This window comes from Microvirga sp. RSM25 (assembly GCF_044784385.1).
Classification (GTDB): domain Bacteria; phylum Pseudomonadota; class Alphaproteobacteria; order Rhizobiales; family Beijerinckiaceae; genus Microvirga; species Microvirga tunisiensis.
This window is the reverse complement of sequence record NZ_CP173039.1, coordinates 3,376,150-3,399,286: the sequence shown is the minus strand read 5'-3', so window position 1 is coordinate 3,399,286 and position 23,137 is coordinate 3,376,150. Positions and strand designations below refer to the sequence as shown.

Here is a 23,137-nt window from a genome sequence, read left to right as displayed (position 1 = left end):
CCGAGACCATCCGCGCTGACGACCCGAAGGCTGTCGATCGCCATTACGCGGCTCGGAAGACTTGACGGCTCCCGCGCCGCGCTTCACTCAAAGCGCTTGCATCTGGCAAGGGACCGATGACCGATCTCAATCAACTCGAACGTGACCTGCTCACCCAGGTCGAAGCCGCCGGCGACGAAGCGGCCCTGGAAACCGTGCGCGTCTCCGCACTCGGCAAGAAGGGCTCCGTCTCCGAACTCCTGAAGACCCTCGGCACCATGACGCCCGAGGAGCGCAAGGAACGCGGACCGCTCATCAACGGCCTGCGCGACAAGGTGCAGGGCGCTATTACGACCAAGAAGGACACGCTCGCAGAAGCTGCTCTCGAGGCCCGGCTCTCGGCCGAGCGCATTGACGTGACGCTTCCCGTGCCCGAAGCGCCCGAGAGCCGAGGCCGCATCCACCCGATCAGCCAGGTGATCGAGGAGCTGACGGCGATCTTCGCCGATATGGGCTTCTCCGTGGCCGAGGGGCCGGACATCGAGACGGATTACCTCAACTTCACGGCGCTCAACTTCCCCGAGGGCCATCCGGCCCGCGAGATGCATGACACCTTCTTCCTCGCTCCCGACGAGAAGGGCGAGCGCAAGGTGCTGCGCACCCATACCTCGCCGGTCCAGATCCGCACGATGATGTCCAAGGCGCCGCCGATCCGGGTGATCATCCCCGGCCGGACCTATCGTCACGACTCGGACCAGACCCACACGCCGATGTTCCACCAGGTGGAAGGCCTCGTCATCGACAAGCAGGCCAACATCGCGCACCTGAAGTGGATCCTGGAGGAGTTCTGCAAGGCCTTCTTCGAGGTCGAGCAGGTGAAGATGCGCTTCCGCCCGTCCTTCTTCCCCTTCACCGAGCCTTCCGCCGAGGTCGACATCCAGTGCTCGCGCAAGGGCGGCGAGATCCGCTTCGGCGAAGGCACCGACTGGCTTGAGATCCTGGGCTGCGGCATGGTCCACCCGAACGTGCTGCGCAATTGCGGGCTCGATCCGGACGAGTACCAGGGCTTTGCCTGGGGCATGGGCATCGACCGCATCGCCATGCTCAAATACGGCATGCCGGACCTGCGTCCCTTCTTCGAGGCCGATGTGCGCTGGCTGAACCATTACGGCTTCCGCCCGCTCGACATCCCGAGCCTCGTCAGCGGCCTCACTTCCTAAGCGGAGAGCAACAATGAAATTCACCCTCTCCTGGCTGAAGGATCATCTCGACACCTCGGCCTCCCTCGACGACATCGTCGAGACGCTCACCCGCATCGGCCTGGAAGTCGAAGAGGTCGAGGACAAGGCGAAGACGCTGGCGCCCTACAAAGTGGCGTATGTGATCTCCGCCGAGCAGCACCCCAACGCCGATCGCCTGCGCGTGTGCATGGTCGATACGGGCGAGGGCGCTCCGATCCAAGTGGTCTGCGGCGCCCCGAATGCCCGCACCGGCATGAAGAGCGTGTTCGCGCCGCCCGGCACATATATTCCCGGCAAGAACATCACGCTCGGAATCGGCACCATCCGCGGCATCGAGAGCGCGGGCATGCTGTGCTCGGCGGCGGAACTCGAAATTTCCGACGATCACGACGGCATCATCGACTTGGCCGAGGATGCGCCGGTCGGCGTTCCCTACGCGGCCTATGCCGGGCTCGACGATCCGGTGATCGAGATCAACCTCACGCCGAACCGTCCCGACTGCACCTCGATCCACGGCATCGCCCGCGATCTTGCCGCCGCCGGCCTCGGTACGCTCAAGGGCGATGCCGTGCCGGCCGTTGTGACTAAGGGCGCTTGCCCGATCTCAGTGACGATCGAGGACGCGAAGCTCTGCCCGGCCTTTGCACTCCGCCTCGTGCGCGGCGTGAAGAACGGCCCGTCCCCGGAATGGATGCAGCGCCGTCTGCTCTCCATCGGACTTCGCCCGATCAATGCGCTGGTGGACATCACCAACTACGTCACTTTCGACCGCGGCCGGCCGCTCCACGTCTTCGATGCCAGGAAGGTGAAGGGCAACCTCACTGTCCGCCGCGCGAAGGAGGGCGAGGAGGTGCTGGCACTCGATACCCGCACCTACAGGCTCGATCCGAGCATCGTGGTGATCGCCGACGACAACGGCGTCGAGTCCATCGGCGGCATCATGGGTGGCGAGCATTCGGGCTGCGACGAGAACACGACCGACGTGCTGATCGAATCGGCGCTCTGGGATCCGCTCAACATCGCGCAGACCGGCCGGAAGCTCGGGATCATCACCGATGCCCGCTACCGGTTCGAGCGCGGCGTCGATCCGGCCTTCACCGTGCCGGGTCTCGATCTTGCCACCACATTGGTCATCGACCTGTGCGGCGGTGAGGCGAGCGAGGCCGTGGTGGCCGGAAAGGTGCCTGAGGACAAGCGCGTCATCGAGTTCCCCTGGTCCGAGGTTCCGCGCCTGTCGGGTCTCGACGTTCAGCCCTCCGAGTCGGAGCAGATCCTGAAGGCGCTCGGCTTCGGCCTCCAGGGCGCGGGCGAGCGCGTCAGCGTCACGGCTCCGTCCTGGCGCCCGGACATCGAAGGCAAGGCGGATCTGGTCGAGGAGGTCATCCGCATCGCCGGCGTCGACCGCATCGAGCCCAAGCCCCTGCCGCGCCTGGAGGACACGGTCGCAAAGCCCATTCTGACCCTGATCCAGAAGCGCACGCGCCTCGCCCGCCGGGCACTCGCCGTGCGCGGGCTGGTGGAGGCCGTCACCTGGTCCTTCATCGCCAGGAGCGAGGCGGAGCTGTTCGGCGGCGGCGATGGCCGGCTGGCGCTCGCCAACCCGATTGCGGCAGAGCTCTCCGACATGCGTCCGAGCCTGCTGCCGGGTCTCATGAAGGCGGCGCAGCGCAATGCGGATCGCGGGCTCAGTGATGTGGCTCTCTTCGAGGTCGGCCAGACCTTCGCGTCCGACGAGCCGGAAGGCCAGTCGATCAGGGCCGCTGCGGTCCGTCGCGGAACGGCGCGAGCCGAGGGTGTCGGCCGTCATTGGGACGGCGGCGCGCAGAGCGTCGATGCCTTCGATGCCAAGGCCGACGTGCTGGCGCTGCTGGCGGCGCTCGGCATTCCCTCGGGTGGCCTCCAGATGGTGGCCGGCGGCCCGGCCTGGTTCCATCCCGGACGCTCGGGAACGCTGCAATTCGGCCCGAAAAACGTGGTCGGGGCCTTCGGCGAGGTGCACCCGAAGGTGCTGAAGGCCCTCGATCTGAAAGGGCCGCTGGTTGCCTTCGAACTCAACCTCGATGCGCTTCCGCCGCCCAAGGCGAAGCCGACCAAGATGAAGCCGAAGCTCAATCTGCCCGACTTCCAGCCGCTCACCCGCGACTTCGCCTTCGTGGTCGGCCGCGACGTGGCGGCGGGCGACATCGTGAAGGCGGCCCAAGGGGCCGAGCGCCAGCTGATCGTGGGCGTCGACGTGTTCGACATCTACGAGGGCACCGGCATCGACCCGCACAAGAAATCCGTCGCCATCGCGGTCACCCTGCAGCCGACCGAAAAGACGCTCACCGATGTGGAGATCGAGGCCGTCTCGGCCAAGATCGTCGGCGAGGTGTCGAAGAAGACCGGAGCGGTTCTAAGGGGATAAAAATGACTGCCCGAACGTGGCTCAGGCCACGTTCGGGCGATTTCTTCCGTTTAATGGGTTTGCTTCATCCCAGCCATAGCGAACCGTATCGAACCGCATCGCGCGCGCGTCGACCATCAGCAGGCGCCCTACGAGGCTCTCGCCGAAGCCGACGATCTCCCGGATCACTTCCATGGCCATCAGGCTGCCCATGACGCCGGCAAGCGCACCGAGGACGCCGGCTTCCGCGCAGGTCGGAATCGCGCCGGGCGGAGGCGGAGAGGGGAAGATGCAGCGATAGGTCGGGTTGGGCTTGCCGTCCGGGCCTGTCTCGTGAGCCCGGATCGTGGTGAGCGAGCCGTCGAACTGACTCAAGGCCGCCGTCACCAGGGGCTTTTTCTCGTAGAAACAGGCATCGGACACCGCATAGCGGGTCTCGAAATTGTCCGAGCCGTCGGCGACGAGGTCGTAGCGGCCGATCAGTTCCCGCGCGTTCTCAGTCGTCAGCCGAATGGAAAAAGGCTCAACCGTCACATGCGGATTGAGCCGTCCGATCGCCTCCGCAGCGCTCTCGACCTTCAGGCTGCCGAGATCCGGGGTGGCGTGGATCACTTGTCGCTGCAGGTTGGAGAGGCTAACTGCATCATCGTCCACGATGCCGATGGCGCCGATACCTGCCGCGGCGAGATACTGGATCAGGGGCGCGCCCAGGCCGCCGGCGCCGATCACGAGCACGCGAGCGGCCTTCAGTTTCAGTTGTCCCGGCCCGCCCACATCCCGGAGAACGAGGTGGCGGGCATAGCGGTCGATTTCGTCCGATGTGAGAGACATGTCATGACCTTACGGGATTGGTCTCGGCTATCAACCATTCCTTGAAGGAAATAACATGCCGCCTTGACAGAGGCCTTGGCGGTGTGGCCCTTGCCGTGCCATCGTCAAGGGGCAACCGGCAACAAGCCGGCGTCTAACAGGGAACAAAGCCGATGACAGTTACCAAGTTCGGTCTCGCACTCGCGGGCCTCGCCTTTTCCGCCTCGGCTGCCTTTGCGCAGCAGGCGGCCTTCAAGCCCGCCGTCGTGTACGATCTGGGCGGCAAGTTCGACAAATCCTTCAACGAGGGCGTGCACACGGGTGCCGAGAAGTTCAAGAAGGATACGGGCACCGATTACCGCGATTTCGAGCCGCAGAACGACGCCCAGCGCGAGCAGGCCCTGCGCCGCTTCGCCCGCGACGGCTTCTCGCCCATCGTGGCTGTCGGTTTCAGCCAGGAGACTGCGCTGAAGAAGGTCGCCGAGGAGTTCCCGAAGACGCAATTTGCGATCATCGACTCCGTCGTCGAGAAGCCGAATGTGCAATCCATCGTGTTCAAGGAGCACGAGGGCTCGTTCCTGGTCGGACTCCTGGCGGCCCAGGCCTCCAAAACCAATAAGGTCGGCTTCGTGGGTGGCATGGACATTCCGCTCATCCGCAAGTTCGCCTGCGGCTATCTCCAGGGTGTGAAATACGCCAAGAAGGACGCCGAGGTGTTCCAGAACATGACCGGCACCACGGGTGCAGCCTGGAATGATCCCGTGAAGGGCGGCGAACTCGCCAAGAGCCAGATCGATCGCGGCGCCGATGTGATCTACCATGCGGCCGGCGGCACGGGCGTGGGCGTCATGCGCGCCGCTGCGGATGCGGGTAAACTCGGCATCGGCGTCGACTCGAACCAGAACGGCATGCATCCCGGCAAGATCCTGACCTCCATGGTCAAGCGCGTGGACGTGGCCACCTACAACGCCTTCGATCAGGCCAAGAAGGGAACCTTCAAGGCCGGCGTCTCGAATCTCGGCTTGGCCGAGGACGGCGTGGCATGGGCCCTCGACGACAACAACAAGTCGCTCATCACCGCCGACATGAAGACAGCCGCCGACAAGGCTGCCGCCGATATCAAGTCCGGCTCCATCAAGGTGCACGACTACATGTCGGATTCGAAGTGCCCGATGTAAGATGAGACATGGTTCGACCGCAGGTCTGCAAAGGTCTGCGGTCGAATCTTTTTTCGACCGAGTTTTGTTTTTCCGATAAGATCCGGCGCTCGTTTTCGTCATTGCCGGCAGACCATTCGAGGCCGATGTCCCCAGCCATTGAACTCATTGCCATCAACAAGAGCTTCGGCACCGTCCACGCCAACAGGGATGTGAACCTGCGGGTCGAGCGCGGCACGATCCACGGCATCGTCGGCGAGAACGGTGCGGGCAAGTCGACCCTGATGTCGATCCTGTACGGCTTCTACGAGGCGGATTCCGGCGAGATCCACGTCAACGGCAAGACGATCTCCATCCGCTCCCCCAACGACGCCATTCATGCTGGCATCGGCATGGTTCATCAGCATTTCATGCTGGTCGAGCCCTTGAGCGTGGTCGATAACGTGATGCTCGGTGCCGAGGGCGGCGCCATGCTGCGCGCGGGGAGGCCAGGGCGCGCGCCGAGCTTGCGCGGCTGGCCAAGGATTACGGCCTCGAGATCGACGTGGACGCCATCGTCGGCGATCTCTCCGTCGGCCTGCAGCAGCGCGTCGAGATTTTGAAAGCCCTCTATCGCGGTGCGGATATCCTCATCCTCGACGAGCCCACCGCCGTGCTCACGCCGGCTGAAGCCGATGCACTGTTCGATCTGCTCCGTTCGCTCAAGGAGCAGGGAAAGACCGTCATCCTCATCACGCACAAGCTGCGCGAGATCATGGCGATTACGGATCGCGTCTCGGTCATGCGCCGTGGCGAGATGGTGGCGAGTGTCGAGACAGCCGACACCTCGCCGCCGGAACTGGCGGAGTTGATGGTGGGACGGCGCGTGCTCCTGCGCGTCGAGAAGGCCGAGAAGGCGCCCGGTGCGCCGCTGCTCGAGATCGACACCATGTCCGTGGTCGATTCTCGCGGCGTGGTGCGCGTGGCGAATGCTTCCTTCAGCGTTCGTGCCGGCGAGATCGTCGGCATCGCGGGAGTGGCCGGCAACGGCCAGAGCGAGTTGCTGGAGGCCATCGCCGGCATGCGCCATCCCGCGCGCGGCTCGATCCGTCTCGAGGGGCGCGATATTCCTTCCTCAGAGCACAACCCGCATCGCATGCGCCAGCTTGGCCTGCTTCACGTTCCGGAAGACCGGCTACGCATGGGACTTGTTCCGGCCTTCCCGGCCTTCGAGAGCGCCATTCTCGGGTTCAGCGACGAGCCCCATCTCGGCCGCGGACCGATCCTCGACCATAACCGCCTGGTTGCGGATTTGGCGAAGAAGATGGAGCAGTACGATGTGCGTCCGCCGGCGCCGCGGCTGAAATCATCGAACTTTTCCGGCGGCAATCAGCAGAAGATCGTGCTGGCGCGCGAGATCGAGCGCAATCCGAAGGTGCTGCTCGTCGGACAGCCGACACGCGGTGTCGATATCGGCGCGATCGAGTTCATTCACCGCCGGCTGATCAGCTTGCGCGATGCGGGCGTCGCCATCCTGCTCGTCTCGGTGGAACTCGACGAGATCATGAACCTGTCCGACCGCATCCTCACCATGTGCGGCGGCAGGATCACGGGCGAGCGCAAGGCATCCGAGACGAACGAACAGGATCTCGGCCTGCTCATGGCCGGCGTGACGGACGAGGCTGCCTGATGCAACCGCGATTGACCCTCGTCACCCTGGGTGTTGCCGATCTCGCGAAATCCCGTGCGTTCTATGAGGCCTGGGGCTGGAAGGCCTCTTCTGCCAGTCAGCCCGGCGTTGCCTTTTTTCAGGCGAACGGCTTGGCACTTGCCCTGTTCGGCCGTGCGGATCTCGCCAAGGATGCAGGCGTCGATGACACGCCCACCGGCTTTGCCGCCATTTCGCTCGCCTACAATGCCCGTTCCAAAGAGGAGGCCGACGAGGTCTATGCTCTTGCCGTGAAGGCTGGCGCGCGTCCTCTCAAGCCGCTGCAGGATGTTTTCTGGGGCGGCTATTCGGGCTATTTCGCCGATCCGGACGGGCATCTCTGGGAAGTCGCCTGGAACCCGTTCTTTCCTCTCGATGAGCAGGGCCACATGTTCCTGCCGGATGCTTAAGACGTGAGCGCTCCTCTCCACCTGCCCCGATGGGCCGACACGGTTCTCGTACCCGCCATCTCCGTGGTGGCGGCCTTTCTTGTCGCCGGCCTCGTCGTGCTCGGGATCGGCGAGAATCCGCTCTCCGCCACGCGCTATCTGATCCAAGGCAGCCTCGGTACCAGTGAGGGGCTCGGCTTCACCTTGTTCTACATGACCGACTTCATCTTCGTCGGGTTGGCGGTTGCCGTCGCCTATCATGCAGGCTTGTTCAACATCGGCGGCGAGGGGCAGGCGACGCTCGCGGGTCTCGGCATCGCGCTCGTGCTCAACAACCTGACCTTCCTGCCAGGCTTCCTGCTCATTCCGCTCGGCATTCTGGGAGCCGCTGCCTTCGGCGCCGCTTGGGCGGCCGTTCCGGGCTATCTCCAGGCGAAGCGCGGCAGCCACATCGTCATCACGACGATCATGTTCAACTGGCTCGCCAGCGTGCTGATCGTCTACCTGCTGGTGAACGTGCTGCGCGAGCCGCAATCCATGAACCCGGAAACGCGCGCCTTCCCGGAGCAATCGTATATCCCGTTCATGCATGAGGTGTTCGCCGCCTTCGGCATCGAAATTCCAGCGTCGCAGCTCAACCTGACGCTGGTGCTGGCGCTGGCGGCGTCCTATTTCGTCTGGCTCCTCATTTATCGCTCGCGCCTCGGCTATGCGATCCGCGTCGTCGGCTCCAATCCCGCGGCGGCGGTCTATGCCGGCATCTCTCCCGCGCGCATCACCATCATCGCCATGATGCTGTCCGGCGCGCTGGCGGGCGGTCTCGCGGTCAACGAGCTCATGGGCTATCAGCATCGCCTGCTGCTCGAATTCACCTCCGGCTACGGCTTCGTGGGCATCGCGGTGGCGCTCATGGGGCGCGCGCATCCCGTCGGCATTATCCTGGCCTCGCTCCTGTTCGGCATTCTCTATCAGGGCGGGGCGGAGCTCGCCTTCGAGCAGCCGGCCATCACCCGCGACATGGTGGTGGTGATCGGCGGCATCATCATCCTGTTTGCCGGCGCTCTCGACGGGCTGTTCCGGCGGGCCGTGGCGCATGTGCTGACGCGCCAGAAACTGGCGAGGGCCTGAGTCATGGATCTCAGCTTTCTCGTCACGGTTTTCGACTCGGCCCTGCGGCTCTCGGTCCCGCTTCTCGCTGCCTGCCTGGCCGGTCTCTGGTCCGAGCGCTCCGGCGTGGTGGATATCGGCCTTGAAGGCAAGATGCTGGTAGCGGCTTTCGCGGCAGCGGCGGCGGCTTACGCTTTCGGTTCGGCCTGGATCGGTCTGATGGCCGGCATCGGCGCATCGGTGGCCTTCGGCCTCATCCATGGTTTCGCCTCCATCAGCCAGCGCGGCAATCAGATCGTATCCGGTGTCGCCATCAACATGCTGGCCGCTGGGCTGACCGCCATCGTCGGCAATGCCTGGTACAGCCAAGGCGGGCGGACGCCGCCGCTGGAGGGCGTGCAGCGTTTCGGCGATGCGATCTTCGGCCATTCGGCCCTCGTCTACATCGTTCTTCTGGCCGTGCCGCTCACCTGGTTCGTGCTGGGGCGGACCCGGTTCGGTCTTCGCCTGCGCGCCGTCGGTGAAAATCCGGCCGCGGTCGATACGGCAGGCATTTCGGTGACAGGCTTGCGCTACACCGCGGTCGTTATCGGCGGCGTTCTCTGCGGCATCGGTGGGACCTATCTCTCGGTCGGGCAATCGGCGGGCTTCCTCCCCAACATGACGGCCGGCAAGGGCTTCATCGCGCTCGCTGCGCTGATCTTCGCCAAGTGGCGGGCATGGCCGGCGCTCGGTGCCTGCTTCCTCTTCGGTTTGCTCGATGCCATCGCCATTCGCCTGCAGGGCATTTCCCTGCCGGGAATCGGCGAGGTGCCGGTACAGGCCATCCAGGCACTGCCCTATCTCATGACCGTCATCCTGCTCGCAGGCGTCATCGGAAAGGCGATCCCGCCCCGAGCTGCCGGCGTGCCCTATGTGAAGGAGCGCTGAGCATGGCATCGTTGGATACCCTATTCGAGGCCGCCAAGGCCATCCAGGCCAAGGCCTATGCGCCTTACTCGCGCTTCAAGGTCGGTGCGGCGATCGTCACGCCGGACGGTCGGGTTTTCACGGGATGCAACGTGGAGAACGCTGCCTATCCGGTCGGCTCCTGTGCGGAAGCCGGCGCCATCTCGGCCATGGTCGCTGCCGGCGAAAGCCGCATCACTGAGATCGTGGTGATGGGTGAGGGGGAGCATCTCGTCACCCCCTGTGGCGGCTGCCGCCAGCGTATCCGCGAATTTGCCGCTCCCGATACGCCCATTCACATCGCAGGGCCTGAGGGAATTCGGAAACGCTTCACGCTCGACGAACTGTTGCCCTTCTCCTTCGGGCCGGACAATTTGACGGATCGATAAATCGGTCCGAACCATTGCGATAACGAAAGGAAGGCCTGCAATTCAGGCCTGAAACGATGACGATGCACCAGTTGATTCAAGAAGCGGCCGAGTTCGTACGCGCCCGCGGCTTCGACGGCCATTTCGATGCAGCCTTCGTGCTCGGCACGGGGCTCGGCACTCTCGTCGACGAGGTCAGCGATGCGGTGAGCCTGCCTTATGCCGCTATTCCGCATTTTCCGAAAAGCGGCGTCTCCGGCCATGCGGGCAAGCTCGTCGCCGGCACGCTCGAAGGCAAGCGGGTGCTTCTGTTCCAGGGCCGCGCGCATTATTACGAGACGGGCGATGCCGGCGCCATGCGCCTGCCGATCGCTTTCGTGAAGGAGCTCGGCGTTCCGGTGCTGGTCGCCACCAACGCGGCCGGTTCGGTGCGCGCCGATATTCGACCGGGAAGCTTGGTTGCCATCAACGATCACCTCAATCTCTCGGGCGGCAATCCGTTGCTGCGCGATCACACCGAGGGACGCTTCGTCTCGCTCACCAACGCCTATGACGCGGATCTTCGCCAGGTTCTTCAACGGGCCGCAGAGAAGAGCGGCATCGAACTGCCTGAAGGCGTTTATGCCTGGTTGTCCGGCCCGAGCTTCGAGACGCCGGCCGAAATCAGGATGGTGCAGATTCTCGGCGGCGATCTGGTCGGCATGTCCACGGTGCCGGAGGTCATCCTCGCGCGTTACTACGGCCTGAAGGTCGCCGCCATCTCCGTCGTCACAAACCTCGCTGCCGGGATCGAAGGCGCTTCGCCCTCGCACCAGGAAACCAAGGACACGGCGGCGGAAGCGTCAGAGAAGTTCAAGCGTCTCATCCGGTCCTTCGTTGCGGAGATGTCTCATGTCTGATGCGCCTATAGCGACTCGCGCCCTGCGCAGTCTCGATCTCACCGATCTTAACGAGACCTGCAACGATCAGGCCATCGACGCCTTGTGCAAGAAGGCGCTCGACCCGCATGGACCTGTGGCTGCTGTCTGTGTGTGGCCGCAATTCGTGAAGCGTTCGCAGGAGAACCTCAAAGGCTCGCCCGTGCGCATCGCCACGGTGGTGAACTTCCCCGCCGGCGGCGAGGATATGAGCCGCGTCACCGACGACGCGCAGGAGGCGCTCTCCGACGGCGCCAACGAGATCGATCTCGTGCTGCCATACGAAGCTCTGCGCCGGGGCGACCTCGCCGTTGCCACCGAGATGGTCGAGGCCGTGCGCGATCTCGTCGATCAGGGGCGCCTGCTGAAGGTCATCCTGGAAACGGGCGAACTGAAGGATCCGAAATTGATCGAGACGGCAAGCCGCATCGCCATCGACGCGGGAGCGGACTTCATCAAGACCTCGACCGGCAAGACACCGGTTTCGGCGACGCCCGAAGCCGCCGAGATCATGCTCAACGCCATCAAGGCTTCGGGCAGGCCCGTCGGCATCAAACCCTCCGGTGGCATCCGCACCGTCGCGGACGCGAAGATCTATCTCGATCTTGCCGACCGCATCATGGGCCCGGGCTGGGCGACCCCGCGGACATTCCGCATCGGCGCGAGCAGCGTCTATGACACGCTGATTGCCGCCATCGAAGGTCGGGCCGGCACGGCGGCGACCGGAACTTACTGACATGACGCTACTTCCGCAGGAAATCATCCGCCACAAGCGCGACGGCGGCAGGCTCGATCCTGAGCATATCGAGCACTTCATCGAAGGCCTCACCGCAGGCCGTGTCACCGAAGGACAGGCGGCCTCCTTCGCAATGGCGATTTTCTTCCAGGGCCTCTCCGTACCGGAGCGCGTGGCGTTGACGCGCGCCATGATGAATTCCGGCACGGTGCTCACCTGGGATCTGCCGGGTCCGGTGCTCGACAAACACTCGACAGGCGGCGTCGGCGATACGGTCAGCCTCGCGCTGGGTCCCGCGGTTGCAGCCTGCGGCGGCTATGTGCCGATGATTTCTGGGCGCGGCCTCGGCCACACGGGCGGCACCCTCGACAAGTTCGATTCCATTCCGGGCTATGTCACGCAGCCCGATATCGACACGTTCCGCCGTGTCACGCGTGAGGTAGGCTGCGCCATCATCGGCCAGACCGCCGATCTCGCGCCTGCCGACAAGCGCCTCTACGCGATCCGCGACGTGACCGCGACGGTCGAATCCATCGATCTCATTACAGCTTCGATTCTCTCGAAGAAACTGGCCGCGGGGCTGCAGGGCCTCGTGATGGACGTGAAGTTCGGCTCCGGCGCCTTCATGGACAATGTCGACGATGCGCGAAAGCTCGCCGAGAGCCTCGTCCTCGTCGCCAATGGCGCGGGCCTGCCCACGAGCGCGCTTCTCACCGACATGAACGAGTCGCTCGCTTCGAGCGCCGGCAATGCGGTCGAGATGGCCTATGCGGTCGATTACCTGACGGGCCGGCGGCGCGAGACGCGCTTCCACGAAGTGACGGTGGAGCTCTCCGCCGAGATGCTGCTGCTCGGCAAGCTCGCTGCCACCATCGATGATGCACGCGCCAAGATTGAGCACGCGATTTCGTCCGGCAAAGCTGCCGAGGTGTTCCAGCGCATGGTGTCCGCTCTCGGGGGACCTGCCGATTTTCTGGAGAACCATAAGGTGCATCTGCAGGCGGCGCCCGTGGTCCGTGCCATTCATGCCGAACGTTCCGGAACCGTGCGGAAAGTTGCCGCGCGCGGCATTGGCGTAGCCGTCGTTGCGCTCGGAGGCGGCCGCACGCGCCCGCAGGATCCGATCGATCACGCGGTGGGCCTGACCGAACTTGCCGCCCTCGGCGAGACCGTCGACGCCTCACGTCCCCTCGCCATCGTGCGTGCGCGCAGCGAAGAGGCGGCGGACGCGGCGGCACGCGCTGTTCGTGCCGCCTATTCGATAGGTGAAGGGAAGGCTGCTCCGGGTCCGAGCATTCTCGAAAGGATCGGAGCAACCGCATGAGCCTTCTCGTCGCCGTCACCTGGGAGACGCAGCCCTGGGTCGAGCGCTTCAGGCGCCATCTGCCCGATCGGGATATCGTCGTGCTGGGCGAGACTTTCGACAGGGACGCCATCCGCTATGTGGCGACCTGGGGTCCGAAGCCGGGAAGCTTGTCCAACCTGCCCAACCTCGAAGCGATCTTCTCGCTTGGTGCAGGCGTCGACCATCTGATGAGCTATCCCGGTCTGCCTGCCGCACCCATCGTGCGCGTGGCTCAGGACGATCTCACCCATCGTATGAGCGAATACATGGTGCTTCACTGCCTCATGTATCTGCGCGAGCAGCGCCGCTTCGACGAGGATCAGAAGGCGAAGCGCTGGAACCCGGATCGCGCGCCGCCGATTGCCGGTGAAGTCCGCGTCGGCATCATGGGATTCGGCGTGCTGGGACAGGATGCCGCGCGCAAGCTGAAGGTGATGGGATTCGATGTCGCCGGCTGGAGCCGCACGCCGAAGTCCGTCGAAGGCTTTCCGGTGTATGCGGGCGAAGAGGGCCTAACGTCCTTCCTCAACCGCACCGACATTCTCATCGGCCTGATGCCGCTCACGCCGGACACGCAAGGTATCCTGAACCGTTCGCTGTTCCAGAAGCTTGCGCGTGACGGCAAGCTCGGCGGACCGATCCTGATCAATGCGGGCCGCGGCAAGCTGCAGGTGGAGGCCGATATCCTCTCCTGCCTCGACGACGGCATCCTGCAGGCAGCAACCCTCGACGTGTTCGAGACCGAGCCCTTGCCGGAAAGTTCACGGCTCTGGACGCACCCACGCGTGACGATCACGCCACACAATTCGGCGACGAGCGAGCCGGAAGCGACGGCGCGATACATCGCGCAGCAGATCCGCCGCCATGAGGCGGGGGAGGCGTTCGAGAATACGGTGGATCGGGCGCGCGGTTATTGACACGCGCGATTCGATTTCTCCGTCATCCCGGACGAGGCAGAGCGAAGATCCGGGATGGCGAACAGGATGAGACGCTTCTCTTCCCGTCATCACCGGCCATGTGCCGGTGATCCCGATGGGAGGAGCGCAGCGCGTTTCTGAGTCGAGATGGCCGGGGCAAGCCCGGCCATGACGAGAATTACCCTGAGAGCGGCCCCGAGTTCTGCTGTGCAGCCCCGGGATGACCACGAAGGTTTAACCCAGCCGCTTGATCGAACTGATCGGACCGTAGCTCGTCCGGCGGATGCGTTCCTCGGCGACCGCCAGCGGCTCGATCATCACGGTCATGCTGTGGCCGGTGGCGTGGATGAAATTCGTCCCGTCCATCATCAAACCCACATGGCCCTTCCAGAACACGAGATCTCCACGCTGAAGGCCGCTCAGATCCGCCTTCACCTCGACAGCCGTGCCGAGCTCACGCTCCTGCATGTCGCTGTCACGCGGCGCCTTGATGCCGGCCGCCGTGAGCACGGTCTGTGCCAGTCCCGAGCAGTCGATGCCGAGGCTCGTCTTGCCGCCCCAGAGATAGGGCGTGTGCAGGAAGCGTTCGGCCACGCTCACGTAATCCGTCTCGAAGACATCGAGCCCGCTCAGATGCGCGGCAAAGACCCAGCCGCCGGTGCCAAGATGCGCGTAATCGCCTTGCATCTCCGTGACGGCGACCTTGGAATTCAGCGTCAGAAATCGTGAAAGGGCAACTTCAGGTTCGGACCCGGATAGATGAAGGTGCGGATCGCCCGGACCCTGTGGGTGGGCTGCGGGCCAGGCTCACCGAGGGCAGCGATCGGCAGATAGCCCACATAGCCGTCGTCGTGGAGTTGCACCCAGGCCCAGCCCTCGTGCTCGTCATAGACGGTCACGCTTTCGCCGAAGATCGCCTGCGTGTCCACGGGGGCCTCGCGGGAGGGGTGGCGATGCAGGGGCGAAAAGGTTGTGATGACGCGCCTGACCGTGCCCGTCGCGTAGCGCTCGGCCTCCACCTGCCCGCGCAGGCGCTCATCGGCGAGATCGGCGCGGACGGGCGTGATGCGGCGGTCGAAAGTCATCGGGGCAGCTCCTTGGCACGGGCCATGATCATGTCTCCTAACCGTTCCACCGCCAAAGCGCCAGCGACCGTGCGCTGGATGATGACGTTGCGCCTGTCCGCCTCGTCTCGCTTTCGGGATACGAGGTCGAGCTTGCCCAGGGTGTCGAGCGCACGGGTTATGACGGGCTTCGTCACATCGAGCTTCTTCGCGAGCCCACGCACGGTATGAGGAGGCGGCTCCAGGCAGATCGTCAGCAGAATTGAAATCTGGCGGGAGGAGAGGTCGCGGCCCAGATGCACGAGGCCGAGATGCACGTCGTGCCAGAGCTTGAGCGATTGAAGAGCACGCAATTCGACAGGCATAAGCACCGGACCAAAAATGGACACCACTTTTGGGATTGATCCGATGCTCAACCCCTTAGCGGCGCATTGGTAGGCACGGAAAACCGGCCTAACTTCCCGCACGATGCGCAGAGCCGCACCGTTCGTTTCGGAGCCGTATTCGTCTGAACCTGAACGAACGGTGCAACCGATGCCTGCTGGTATGCTTAAGACGCGTAGCGTTCCCTTAGGAGAGAATACAGCGCGCGCGCCGCCTGGACCTCGCCGCCCTCGGGCCGCGCAGGCTTGGTAGAGCTGTTCCAGGCGAAGATGTCGAAATGCACATGCGCCTTCGCAGCCGATACGAAGCGACGCAGGAACAGGGCGGCGGTGATCGAGCCGCCCATCGGTCCACCGGTATTGTTCATGTCGGCGAACTTGGAATCGAGCTGGCTCTGATAGGGCATCCAGAGCGGCATGCGCCACACGGGATCGTTCACCGCCATGCCATGGCGGGCGATGTCGGCGGCGAGTGCATCGTCATCGGTATAGAAGGGCGGCAGCTCAGGCCCGAGCGCCACGCGGGCCGCGCCGGTGAGTGTCGCGAAATCGACGAGGAGGTCAGGGTTCTCCTCGTCCGCCAGCGCCAGGGCATCGGCCAGGATGAGCCGGCCTTCCGCATCCGTGTTGCCGATCTCGACAGAGATGCCCTTGCGGCTGCTGAGAATGTCGCCGGGACGAAAGGCATTGCTGGAGATCGAGTTCTCGACCGCCGGAATGAGCACGCGCAGGCGCACCGGGAGTTTCGCGTCCATGATCATGGAGGCAAGCGCAAGCGTCGCGGCCGCGCCGCCCATATCCTTGCGCATGAGCAGCATGGAGGAGGCTGGCTTGATGTCGAGACCGCCGGTATCGAAGGCGACGCCCTTGCCGACGAGCGTGACGCGCGGCGCATCGGCTTTGCCCCATGTGAAATCGATGAGACGCGGAGGCGTGGCCGATGCACGGCCGACCGCATGGATCATGGGAAAGTTCTGCTTCAGAAGATCGTCGCCGACGACGCTGTTGAAGGAGGCGCCATGCCGCTCCGCCAATTGACGTGCGGCAGCTTCGATGCCGTCAGGGCCGAGATCGTTGGTCGGCGTGTTGACGAGATCGCGGCTCGTCACGACCGCATTCGCAATGCGCGAGACTTCCTCCGCATCGACGCCCTCCGGCGTCACGAGACGAACGGTCTTCTCGCTGCGCTTGCGGTAGCGGTCGAAGCTGTAGGCTCCCAGCAGCCAGGCAAGGGTCGCCAGCGTCGGGTTCGGCGCATCCGTTTCAAAGCGATAGACGCCGTCCGGCAACAGCGTCGGAAGCTTGCCGACGAGAAACGGATCGTTGTGCTTGGCATCTGCGCCGTTGAGGCCGAAGACGACGCCCATGAGTCCGCCATCGGCACCCGGGAGCAGGCAGTGGCTCCCGGCCTTGCCCTCGAACCCTTGCGCATTCGCGAAGCCTTGCGCGATCTGGGGCAGCTGTCCGGCAATGTCCGCCCATGTCTGTTCGGTCACCAGCCAGATGGGCTTCGAGGTATCAGTCGCTGAGGCGAGGCGAGGGTGGGGCATGGGGTTTGACCTGGACGGTTAAGGACGATTGCTTGAGGTGAGGTTTTAAGGGGTGAAACCGCGCATGTCATCCTGGACGGAGCAGAGCGAAGATCCGGGATCGCGTGCAGGGTGAGTCGCAGGAAGCGCAACACTGTCATTCCCGCGCAGGCGGGGATCCATAAACACCGTCCTGACAGAACGAAGAATCCTCAGCGGTCATGGGCTCCGGGGCTCCGCTTGCGCGGTCCCGGAACGACCCGTGTGGTCAGCCCAACGCGTGCTGCCGCACGATCCGTGCGAGACCCGCGATCAGCGCTTGCTGCGGAACCTTGATCTCGGCCTTGATGCCGTGGCGCTCGAGCGCGTGGACATAGAGATTGGCGCGGCCCGGTTCGGCCAGGATAGTGACGGAGGAGGGGCGACCGAACTGGGAGAGGGCTCCGTTGATCTCGTCGCCCGTGAGAAGGCCAGACAGGTAGGGTGCGAGCAGATTGCTGTCCATGCGGCGCGAGACGACCGCCGCGCGGGCACTGAACAGAAGATGGAGCAGGCCGACCCGGTTCTCGCCGCTGTTGCGCTCGGCCGCGTCCATCCCGAGATCAAAGCCTTTCGGGTCTTCCGGCTCGGTGGCCGGGCGGCCGATCATGGAATGCTCGCGCAGCAGCCCGTACATCTCGCCGGTCATGTAGGTGGCGAAGCGCTCGACGCGGCCGTCCTTCATCTCGATCCATTTCGGATGGGTGCCTGCCGAGCAGATCAATCCGTTCTCGACGCCCGCACCCAGCGCCAGCGTCTCCTCGCCGCGCATGACGTCGGCCGTGCCGGGAGTTGGCTCGCAGAACAGGCCGGGGATGATGTAGCCCTTGCGGCCGTTCTCCAGATCCACCGGCACGAGCGCCTGGGCGATTTCGGCCGGGCCTGCAGGGCAGGTGGCGTATGGCGCCTCAACCCAGCCTTCGCGGCTTCCCACCATGCCGACGAGCAGCACCGGTGCATCGGGCTCGGCCTCAAGCCATCTCCCGCATTGGCGCGAGAAAACGTCACGGTGCTGGCCCTTTTGCAGGGCCGAGACACCCTCATTCGATGAGACCTCGTCGAGAACGGTTTCGTTCTCGATCAGATAGCCACGAAAGCGGGTTGTTCCCCAATCGGCGACGATGAAGCGCAAGGCGGATGATCCCTCATTGGAATTGCGAAAGGAAATCGCCTGAAGCGTCAGCGCGTTCCGTACATCCGGTCGCCGGCATCGCCTAGGCCCGGCACGATATAGCCGTGGTCGTTGAGGCGCTCGTCGATGGAGGCGGTCCAGATATCCACGTCCGGGTGCGCGCCGCGCAGCTTCTCGATGCCCTCGGGCGCCGCGAGCAGACAGACGAAGCGCAGATCCTTGGCGCCGCGCTCCTTCAGCCGGTCGATGGCCGCCACGGCCGAGTTCGCGGTCGCCAGCATGGGGTCGAGCACCAGCACCATGCGGTCGGCGAGATCGGACGGGGCCTTGAAGTAATATTCGACGGCCTGGAGCGATTCCGGATCGCGGTAGAGGCCGATATGGGCGACGCGCGCGGCGGGAACCAGCGTGAGCATGCCATCGAGGAACCCGACACCCGCACGCAGGATGGGGGCGAAAACGAGCTTCTTGCCGGCGATCTGCGCGCCTTCCATGGTGGTGAGCGGCGTCTCGATCCGGATGCGCTCGATGGGCAGGTCGCGGGTGACCTCATAGCAGAGCAGCATGCCGATCTCGTTGAGGAGCTGGCGGAAGCCCTTCGTCGAGCGTTCCTTGTCCCGCATCAGGGTCAGCTTGTGCTGAACCAGCGGATGATCGACCACCGTGACGCCCTGCATGTTTCTTCCCTCTTTGATCGTCGTATGCTGATTCATCTAAAACACTGTCCCGTCACTGCTCACGCTGAGAGGGGGCGAGCCGTCGCCGCGCTTCTCCTTCGCAAGCCTCCGCCCTGTCGCCCAGGTGCCGCCTTCCAGCGCCTTGGCCAAGGGAAAGTCCTCCGCGGCGAATCCTAGCTTCGTGCGGATGGGCTCGGCAATGCGGTCGAGAAGGGCCACGGTCAAGGCCCGCCATTCGACGACGAGTTGCGAATCCACTGCATGGGCGCGCGTGGCGTCCGCCGCATCCTTCAGGGCGATCACGCCCGTGTCGAGAAAAAGGCCGCCGTTGCGGTATTCGGGCAGGCCCGTGAGACCGTCGATATCGACAACGGTAAAGCCCGCCCATTCGAGCGGCTCGATCAGCGAATAGGAGAGCCACTGGGACAGTTTGTGGAAGGGGATGAGCCCCTTCGTGGCATTCGGCGCCTCGACCAGAGGATGGCGCCAGGTATCGCCGAGATCGATGCCGCCGAGCGTGATGCGGCCGGGCCAGATCGGTCCGAGATGAGTGAGCAGCGCCTCCAGGATCGAGGTCGCCCTGATGCTGTCGTTTTCGGCCGTGGCGGCAATGACGTCGAAGAGCCCGCCTGGGCGAGGATCGTCGACCTGCCCGAAAATATCGGGGTTCGTCGCGACGACGCGCCCCAGACGATTGAGAAGAGCGGCGCGGCCTTCGAGCCCGACGAGCGGGTTATCGGCCGAGACCTGGAAACCGGAGGCGAGATCCTCCGCGGTCAGCGTCATCAGCACATCCGCATCGACGCGGAAGGGATCCTCCGGCGTGCTGGAAAAGGCACCGCTCAAGAACATGTCGAAGCTTGCGACCGCAAGCCCCTCGGAGCGGATATAGGTTTCGCCGGTGCGGCCCTCCTCGTAGCGCCACTGCGCCCCCGCACCGGCATCGAGCAGGACCGAGACGATGGCGAGATCGAAGGCGGAGCGGGCCATGTCAGCGGCGCTCTCCCAGGGGGCGCCGTGCATCACCGCATCCCAGCGGTCATGGCCGCCGGCGGAGAAATGGCGCCAGCGGGCATGGAACGGAATCTCGAGGGAAGGATAGGCCTGGCGGATCGTGGCCACGACCTCGTCGGCACAGGGCTCAAGCCGGTCGAGATCGACCGTGAAATGCTTGAGGCGACCCTCGAGCCCTGCTTGCAGAAGCTGATGGGACCGCTCCCGCACGGCTGCGACGGACAACAGGCTTCGGGCGGCTTGGGTTTCTGGAGAAAGGTTGGGCTGGTCCGTCACGCAGGGCTCCGCTGCTCTCGTGCCGAGAGCGATAGCACAGTCTCGGCTGAGCGCAGCATTCCGGCGCTCAGCCGTTTGACGAGAAGGTTAAGGCCAGAGCATCGGACCCAAAAGCGGTTTTCATTCCTGGGATCAATCCGATGCTTCAATTCGCCCTGAGCGCATCGCTCAGGGTTGAAAACCGGGGCCACTTTTCACTGGCATGGCCCTTCGAGTCCGCACGATGCGCTCGGCGTCAGAACCGCTCCAGGTCCCGGCCCTTCACTTGGTTCAGCTCGGCCAAGTCGGGCGCGCCGTCGGGCGTGTAATAGCCTGCGGCCTTCTTTGCCTCCAACTCCACCTGCGCATCCGGCGGCACCAGCTCGGCCGGGATCGGCACGCGCTCCACCACCTCGATGCCGGAGCCGGTGATGGCATCGTACTTCATGTTGGACATGGACATGAGCCGGTCGATGCGACGGATGCCGAGCCAGTGCAGCACATCGGGCATGAGCTGCTGGAAGCGCGCATCCTGCACGCCGGCCACGCATTCCGTGCGCTCGAAATAGGTGGAGGCCTGGTCGCCGCCTTCCTGCCGCTTGCGGGCATTGTAGACGAGGAACTTGGTCACCTCGCCGAGCGCGCGGCCTTCCTTGCGGTTATAGGCGATCACGCCGACGCCGCCACCTTGAGCTTCCCGGACGCATTCCTCGATCCCGTGCACGAGATAGGGCCGGCAGGTGCAGATGTCGGAGCCGAACACGTCGGAGCCGTTGCACTCGTCATGGACGCGGCAGGCAATGCGGGTCTTGGGATCGCTCAGGCGAGCTACATCACCCATCACATAGACCGTGATGTTGCCGATGGGCGGCAGGAACACACTCATGTCGGGGCGGGTGACGAGTTCCGGAAACATGCCGCCGGTCTGCTCGAACAGGGTACGTCGCAGCTCGCCCTCGGAGCAGCCGAAGCGCTGGGCGATGCCGGGCAGATGCCAGACCGGATCGACCGCGATCTTCGTCACCGAGATGTCGCCCGATTCATGCAGGAAGCCGCCATCCGCCTTGAGGCGCTTCGCCCCCATGGCGCCAAGGATCTCGGGCATGTTGAGACGCGCCTTGGTGACCGCGATGCTGGGTCGGATGTCGAGACCGCCGGCGATCTCGTCCTTGTAGATCTCGCCCACCATATGGCCCCAGGGGTCGAGGGACACGATCCTGCCCGGCTCGAACCATTGCGGATGCGGGCCGATTTCGGCGGTCGGGTGCGTGTTGTGAAGATCGGGCCGCGCCAGCGGGTTGAGCGCCCGGGCGGAGATGGCCAGCGCCCGGTAGAGGGAATAGGAGCCGCCATGGGCGCCGATCACGTTGCGGTCGGCCGGGTTGGTGACGGTGCCGACGACCGGACCCCGGACCTGTGGGTCCTCGGCCCCCCATTTGATCGGATGCTTGATGGTGCCTGCGTTCGGCTCGGGATGGGAGGTGAGCCGAATATGGGTCGAGCGGTTAGGCGAGCTCATGAACGATCTTCCACGCGAAACGGGAAGACTCCCCCACTGATCGCCGGAGAGCCTCCATACGATCTTTGGAAGACTGATCCAAAGTTTCGGTGCCGTCAATGGCACTGGGGGAGGGTGCGGCAGCTTGGCCTTTTCTCGGGACTTTCTGCAACTGTTCTTACGTCATCACCGGCCTTGTGCCGGTGATCCCGATCGGACGAGCGCGGCGCATCACCTTATCGGGATGGCCGGGACAAGCCCGGCCATGACTTGGAGGATCAGAGCCACGAAGTACCCTTGCCGCCATGCGGCACGCTCAGATACGTCAATACGCTCGCCCCGATATCCGCAAAGCTCTCCCGCCGGCCGATGACGCCCTGCGTCACGCCCCGCCCGAAGCTCAGGATCGGCACATGCTCACGGGTATGGTCTGAGCCCAGCCAGGAGGGGTCGTTACCGTGGTCGGCGGTAATGATGACGATGTCGCCGTCCTTAAGCGCAGCCTCGATCTCCGGAATGCGCTGATCGAAGGCCTCGAGCGCAGCGGCATAGCCGGAGATGTCGCGGCGGTGGCCGAACTCGCTGTCGAAATCGACCAGATTGGCAAAGACGAAGCCGCCATCGGGCAGATCCTTCAAGGCCTCGATGGCGGCTGAGAGGCAGGCATCGTTGCCGTTGGGCTTCACCTCCTTGCCCGTGCTGCGATGGGCGAAGATGTCGCCGATCTTGCCGACGGTCACAATGGAGCGCCCTGCCGCGTCGAGCGTGTCGAGGATGGTGTCGGCGGGCGGCGGCGTGGCGAAATCCTTGCGGTTGCCGGTTCGTCTGAAACCGCTCTCGGGCGAGCCGACGAAGGGGCGGGCGATCACACGGCCGATCTTGTATGGATCGCAGAGCTCGCGCCCGATCTGGCAGAGATCGTAGAGCCGCTGCAGTCCGAAGGTCTCCTCGTGCGCGGCGATCTGCAGCACGCTGTCGACGGACGTGTAGAAGATCGGCTTCCCGGTCCGAAGATGCTCCGCGCCGAACTCGTCGATGACGACAGTGCCGGAGGCATGCTTGTTGCCGAGAATGCCGGGAAGATCGCCGCGTTCAATGAGCGCCGCCGTCAGCTCCTCCGGGAACGTCGGGACGGTATTGGGGAAATAGCCCCAGTCGAAAGTCACGGGGACGCCTGCGATTTCCCAATGGCCCGAGGGTGTGTCCTTGCCCTTGGAGGTCTCGACGCCATAGCCCCAGGCACCTTTCAGCGTTCCTTGCGGCGCGAGGTTTGGCGGCATGCGTCCGGTCGAGGCCTCAACGGCAAGGCCGAGGCCGAGTGCCGTCATGTGCGGCAGGTGAAGCGGACCCTGGCGCAAACCGGCCTGATCGCCCCGGCCCGCGGCACAGGCCTCGGCGATATGCCCGACCGTATCGGCGCCGGCATCCCCATAGGTGTCCGCATCCTCAGCTCCGCCGATGCCGACGGAATCGAGCACGATGAGTAGAGCGCGAGGCATGTCTTCTTGTCCTTCAAGCCACTAGAGTCATGACTGATACGGCATCACGGCAAAAGATGCGAT

Annotated in this window: 19 protein-coding genes and 2 pseudogenes; 12 read left to right on the top strand and 9 right to left on the bottom strand. The window is 64.5% G+C overall.

Annotated elements, in window-relative coordinates; all coding sequences use genetic code 11:
- Nucleotides 1-116 precede the first annotated feature (116 nt).
- Nucleotides 117-1,199, top strand: a complete 1,083-nt coding sequence (pheS, locus tag ACD578_RS16220; protein ID WP_152711086.1) for a phenylalanine--tRNA ligase subunit alpha — start codon at nt 117-119, stop codon at nt 1,197-1,199.
- Nucleotides 1,200-1,212: 13 nt separating this feature from the next.
- Nucleotides 1,213-3,624 carry a phenylalanine--tRNA ligase subunit beta gene (gene pheT / locus ACD578_RS16215; RefSeq protein ID WP_404286560.1) on the top strand — a complete coding sequence of 804 codons (2,412 nt, stop codon included), beginning with the start codon at nt 1,213-1,215 and terminating at the stop codon, nt 3,622-3,624.
- 21 nt (nt 3,625-3,645) lie between these two features.
- On the opposite strand, the gene ACD578_RS16210 is transcribed toward pheT, so the two are convergent.
- A complete protein-coding gene (locus ACD578_RS16210) occupies nt 3,646-4,434 on the bottom strand; it encodes a HesA/MoeB/ThiF family protein (protein ID WP_404286558.1) in 789 nt (262 codons plus the stop codon).
- A 152-nt stretch (nt 4,435-4,586) separates the two neighbouring features.
- On the opposite strand from ACD578_RS16210, the gene ACD578_RS16205 reads away from it, so the two are divergent.
- The 10 genes and pseudogenes from ACD578_RS16205 (at nt 4,587) to ACD578_RS16160 (ending at nt 13,984) form a co-directional block, all read left to right on the top strand.
- Nucleotides 4,587-5,591: a BMP family protein gene (locus tag ACD578_RS16205; protein ID WP_404286556.1), complete on the top strand. Its 1,005-nt coding sequence runs from the start codon at nt 4,587-4,589 to the stop codon at nt 5,589-5,591.
- 125 nt (nt 5,592-5,716) lie between these two features.
- Nucleotides 5,717-7,239 (top strand): annotated as a pseudogene (locus tag ACD578_RS16200) (ABC transporter ATP-binding protein).
- Complete coding sequence (locus tag ACD578_RS16195) at nt 7,239-7,667, top strand: VOC family protein (protein WP_404286554.1); 429 nt, start codon at nt 7,239-7,241, stop codon at nt 7,665-7,667. The pseudogene ACD578_RS16200 and the gene ACD578_RS16195 overlap by 1 nt, the downstream one beginning before the upstream one ends.
- A 3-nt stretch (nt 7,668-7,670) precedes the next feature.
- Nucleotides 7,671-8,774, top strand: a complete 1,104-nt coding sequence (locus tag ACD578_RS16190; protein WP_404286552.1) for an ABC transporter permease — start codon at nt 7,671-7,673, stop codon at nt 8,772-8,774.
- A 3-nt stretch (nt 8,775-8,777) separates the two neighbouring features.
- Nucleotides 8,778-9,683, top strand: coding sequence for an ABC transporter permease (locus tag ACD578_RS16185; RefSeq protein WP_152737930.1), 906 nt, complete (start codon nt 8,778-8,780; stop codon nt 9,681-9,683).
- Nucleotides 9,684-9,685: 2 nt separating this feature from the next.
- The gene (locus ACD578_RS16180) at nt 9,686-10,090 is read left to right on the top strand and encodes a cytidine deaminase (protein WP_404286550.1); all 405 of its coding nucleotides are present in this window, start codon (nt 9,686-9,688) and stop codon (nt 10,088-10,090) included.
- 56 nt (nt 10,091-10,146) lie between these two features.
- On the top strand, nt 10,147-10,968 hold the full coding sequence (locus ACD578_RS16175; RefSeq protein WP_404286548.1) for a purine-nucleoside phosphorylase: 822 nt from the start codon (nt 10,147-10,149) through the stop codon (nt 10,966-10,968).
- Entirely contained in the window at nt 10,961-11,722 is a 762-nt protein-coding gene (deoC, locus tag ACD578_RS16170) for a deoxyribose-phosphate aldolase (RefSeq protein ID WP_404286546.1), read from the top strand. Before ACD578_RS16175 ends, deoC begins: the two co-directional genes overlap by 8 nt.
- Before the next feature lies 1 nt (nt 11,723).
- A complete protein-coding gene (deoA, locus tag ACD578_RS16165; RefSeq protein WP_404286544.1) occupies nt 11,724-13,046 on the top strand; it encodes a thymidine phosphorylase in 1,323 nt (440 codons plus the stop codon).
- Nucleotides 13,043-13,984: a 2-hydroxyacid dehydrogenase gene (locus ACD578_RS16160; protein WP_404286542.1), complete on the top strand. Its 942-nt coding sequence runs from the start codon at nt 13,043-13,045 to the stop codon at nt 13,982-13,984. Before deoA ends, ACD578_RS16160 begins: the two co-directional genes overlap by 4 nt.
- A gap of 234 nt (nt 13,985-14,218) precedes the next feature.
- Here ACD578_RS16160 and ACD578_RS16155 read toward each other — a convergent pair.
- From ACD578_RS16155 to ACD578_RS16120, 8 genes and pseudogenes are all read right to left on the bottom strand, one after another.
- Nucleotides 14,219-15,069: pseudogene (locus ACD578_RS16155) on the bottom strand (NlpC/P60 family protein).
- On the bottom strand, nt 15,066-15,413 hold the full coding sequence (locus ACD578_RS16150; RefSeq protein ID WP_404286540.1) for a MarR family transcriptional regulator: 348 nt from the start codon (nt 15,411-15,413) through the stop codon (nt 15,066-15,068). The pseudogene ACD578_RS16155 and the gene ACD578_RS16150 overlap by 4 nt, the downstream one beginning before the upstream one ends.
- 185 nt (nt 15,414-15,598) lie before the next feature.
- Complete coding sequence (locus ACD578_RS16145) at nt 15,599-16,981, bottom strand: leucyl aminopeptidase family protein (protein WP_404286538.1); 1,383 nt, start codon at nt 16,979-16,981, stop codon at nt 15,599-15,601.
- 247 nt (nt 16,982-17,228) lie between these two features.
- Nucleotides 17,229-18,131, bottom strand: coding sequence for a 2-dehydro-3-deoxygalactonokinase (locus ACD578_RS16140; RefSeq protein ID WP_404286536.1), 903 nt, complete (start codon nt 18,129-18,131; stop codon nt 17,229-17,231).
- 47 nt (nt 18,132-18,178) lie between these two features.
- Entirely contained in the window at nt 18,179-18,808 is a 630-nt protein-coding gene (upp, locus tag ACD578_RS16135; protein WP_152711058.1) for a uracil phosphoribosyltransferase, read from the bottom strand.
- 36 nt (nt 18,809-18,844) lie between these two features.
- The gene (locus ACD578_RS16130) at nt 18,845-20,098 is read right to left on the bottom strand and encodes a URC4/urg3 family protein (RefSeq protein WP_404286534.1); all 1,254 of its coding nucleotides are present in this window, start codon (nt 20,096-20,098) and stop codon (nt 18,845-18,847) included.
- A gap of 235 nt (nt 20,099-20,333) precedes the next feature.
- Entirely contained in the window at nt 20,334-21,596 is a 1,263-nt protein-coding gene (locus ACD578_RS16125; protein ID WP_404286532.1) for a GTP cyclohydrolase II, read from the bottom strand.
- Nucleotides 21,597-21,853: 257 nt separating this feature from the next.
- Entirely contained in the window at nt 21,854-23,074 is a 1,221-nt protein-coding gene (locus ACD578_RS16120) for a phosphopentomutase (RefSeq protein ID WP_404286530.1), read from the bottom strand.
- Between the last annotated feature and the right edge of the window lie 63 nt (nt 23,075-23,137).

What these genes read in the sequence shown, in the direction of transcription:
- deoA (WP_404286544.1), top strand. Translation starts at nt 11,724, where the DNA reads ATGACGCTACTTCCGCAGGAAATCATCCGCCACAAGCGCGACGGCGGC.
- deoC (WP_404286546.1), top strand. Translation starts at nt 10,961, where the DNA reads ATGTCTGATGCGCCTATAGCGACTCGCGCCCTGCGCAGTCTCGATCTC.
- ACD578_RS16180 (WP_404286550.1), top strand. Translation starts at nt 9,686, where the DNA reads ATGGCATCGTTGGATACCCTATTCGAGGCCGCCAAGGCCATCCAGGCC.
- ACD578_RS16195 (WP_404286554.1), top strand. Translation starts at nt 7,239, where the DNA reads ATGCAACCGCGATTGACCCTCGTCACCCTGGGTGTTGCCGATCTCGCG.
- ACD578_RS16160 (WP_404286542.1), top strand. Translation starts at nt 13,043, where the DNA reads ATGAGCCTTCTCGTCGCCGTCACCTGGGAGACGCAGCCCTGGGTCGAG.
- ACD578_RS16175 (WP_404286548.1), top strand. Translation starts at nt 10,147, where the DNA reads ATGACGATGCACCAGTTGATTCAAGAAGCGGCCGAGTTCGTACGCGCC.
- ACD578_RS16205 (WP_404286556.1), top strand. Translation starts at nt 4,587, where the DNA reads ATGACAGTTACCAAGTTCGGTCTCGCACTCGCGGGCCTCGCCTTTTCC.
- ACD578_RS16120 (WP_404286530.1), bottom strand. Translation starts at nt 23,074, where the DNA reads ATGCCTCGCGCTCTACTCATCGTGCTCGATTCCGTCGGCATCGGCGGA.
- pheS (WP_152711086.1), top strand. Translation starts at nt 117, where the DNA reads ATGACCGATCTCAATCAACTCGAACGTGACCTGCTCACCCAGGTCGAA.
- pheT (WP_404286560.1), top strand. Translation starts at nt 1,213, where the DNA reads ATGAAATTCACCCTCTCCTGGCTGAAGGATCATCTCGACACCTCGGCC.
- ACD578_RS16125 (WP_404286532.1), bottom strand. Translation starts at nt 21,596, where the DNA reads ATGAGCTCGCCTAACCGCTCGACCCATATTCGGCTCACCTCCCATCCC.
- ACD578_RS16185 (WP_152737930.1), top strand. Translation starts at nt 8,778, where the DNA reads ATGGATCTCAGCTTTCTCGTCACGGTTTTCGACTCGGCCCTGCGGCTC.
- ACD578_RS16150 (WP_404286540.1), bottom strand. Translation starts at nt 15,413, where the DNA reads ATGCCTGTCGAATTGCGTGCTCTTCAATCGCTCAAGCTCTGGCACGAC.
- ACD578_RS16145 (WP_404286538.1), bottom strand. Translation starts at nt 16,981, where the DNA reads ATGCCCCACCCTCGCCTCGCCTCAGCGACTGATACCTCGAAGCCCATC.
- upp (WP_152711058.1), bottom strand. Translation starts at nt 18,808, where the DNA reads ATGCAGGGCGTCACGGTGGTCGATCATCCGCTGGTTCAGCACAAGCTG.
- ACD578_RS16210 (WP_404286558.1), bottom strand. Translation starts at nt 4,434, where the DNA reads ATGTCTCTCACATCGGACGAAATCGACCGCTATGCCCGCCACCTCGTT.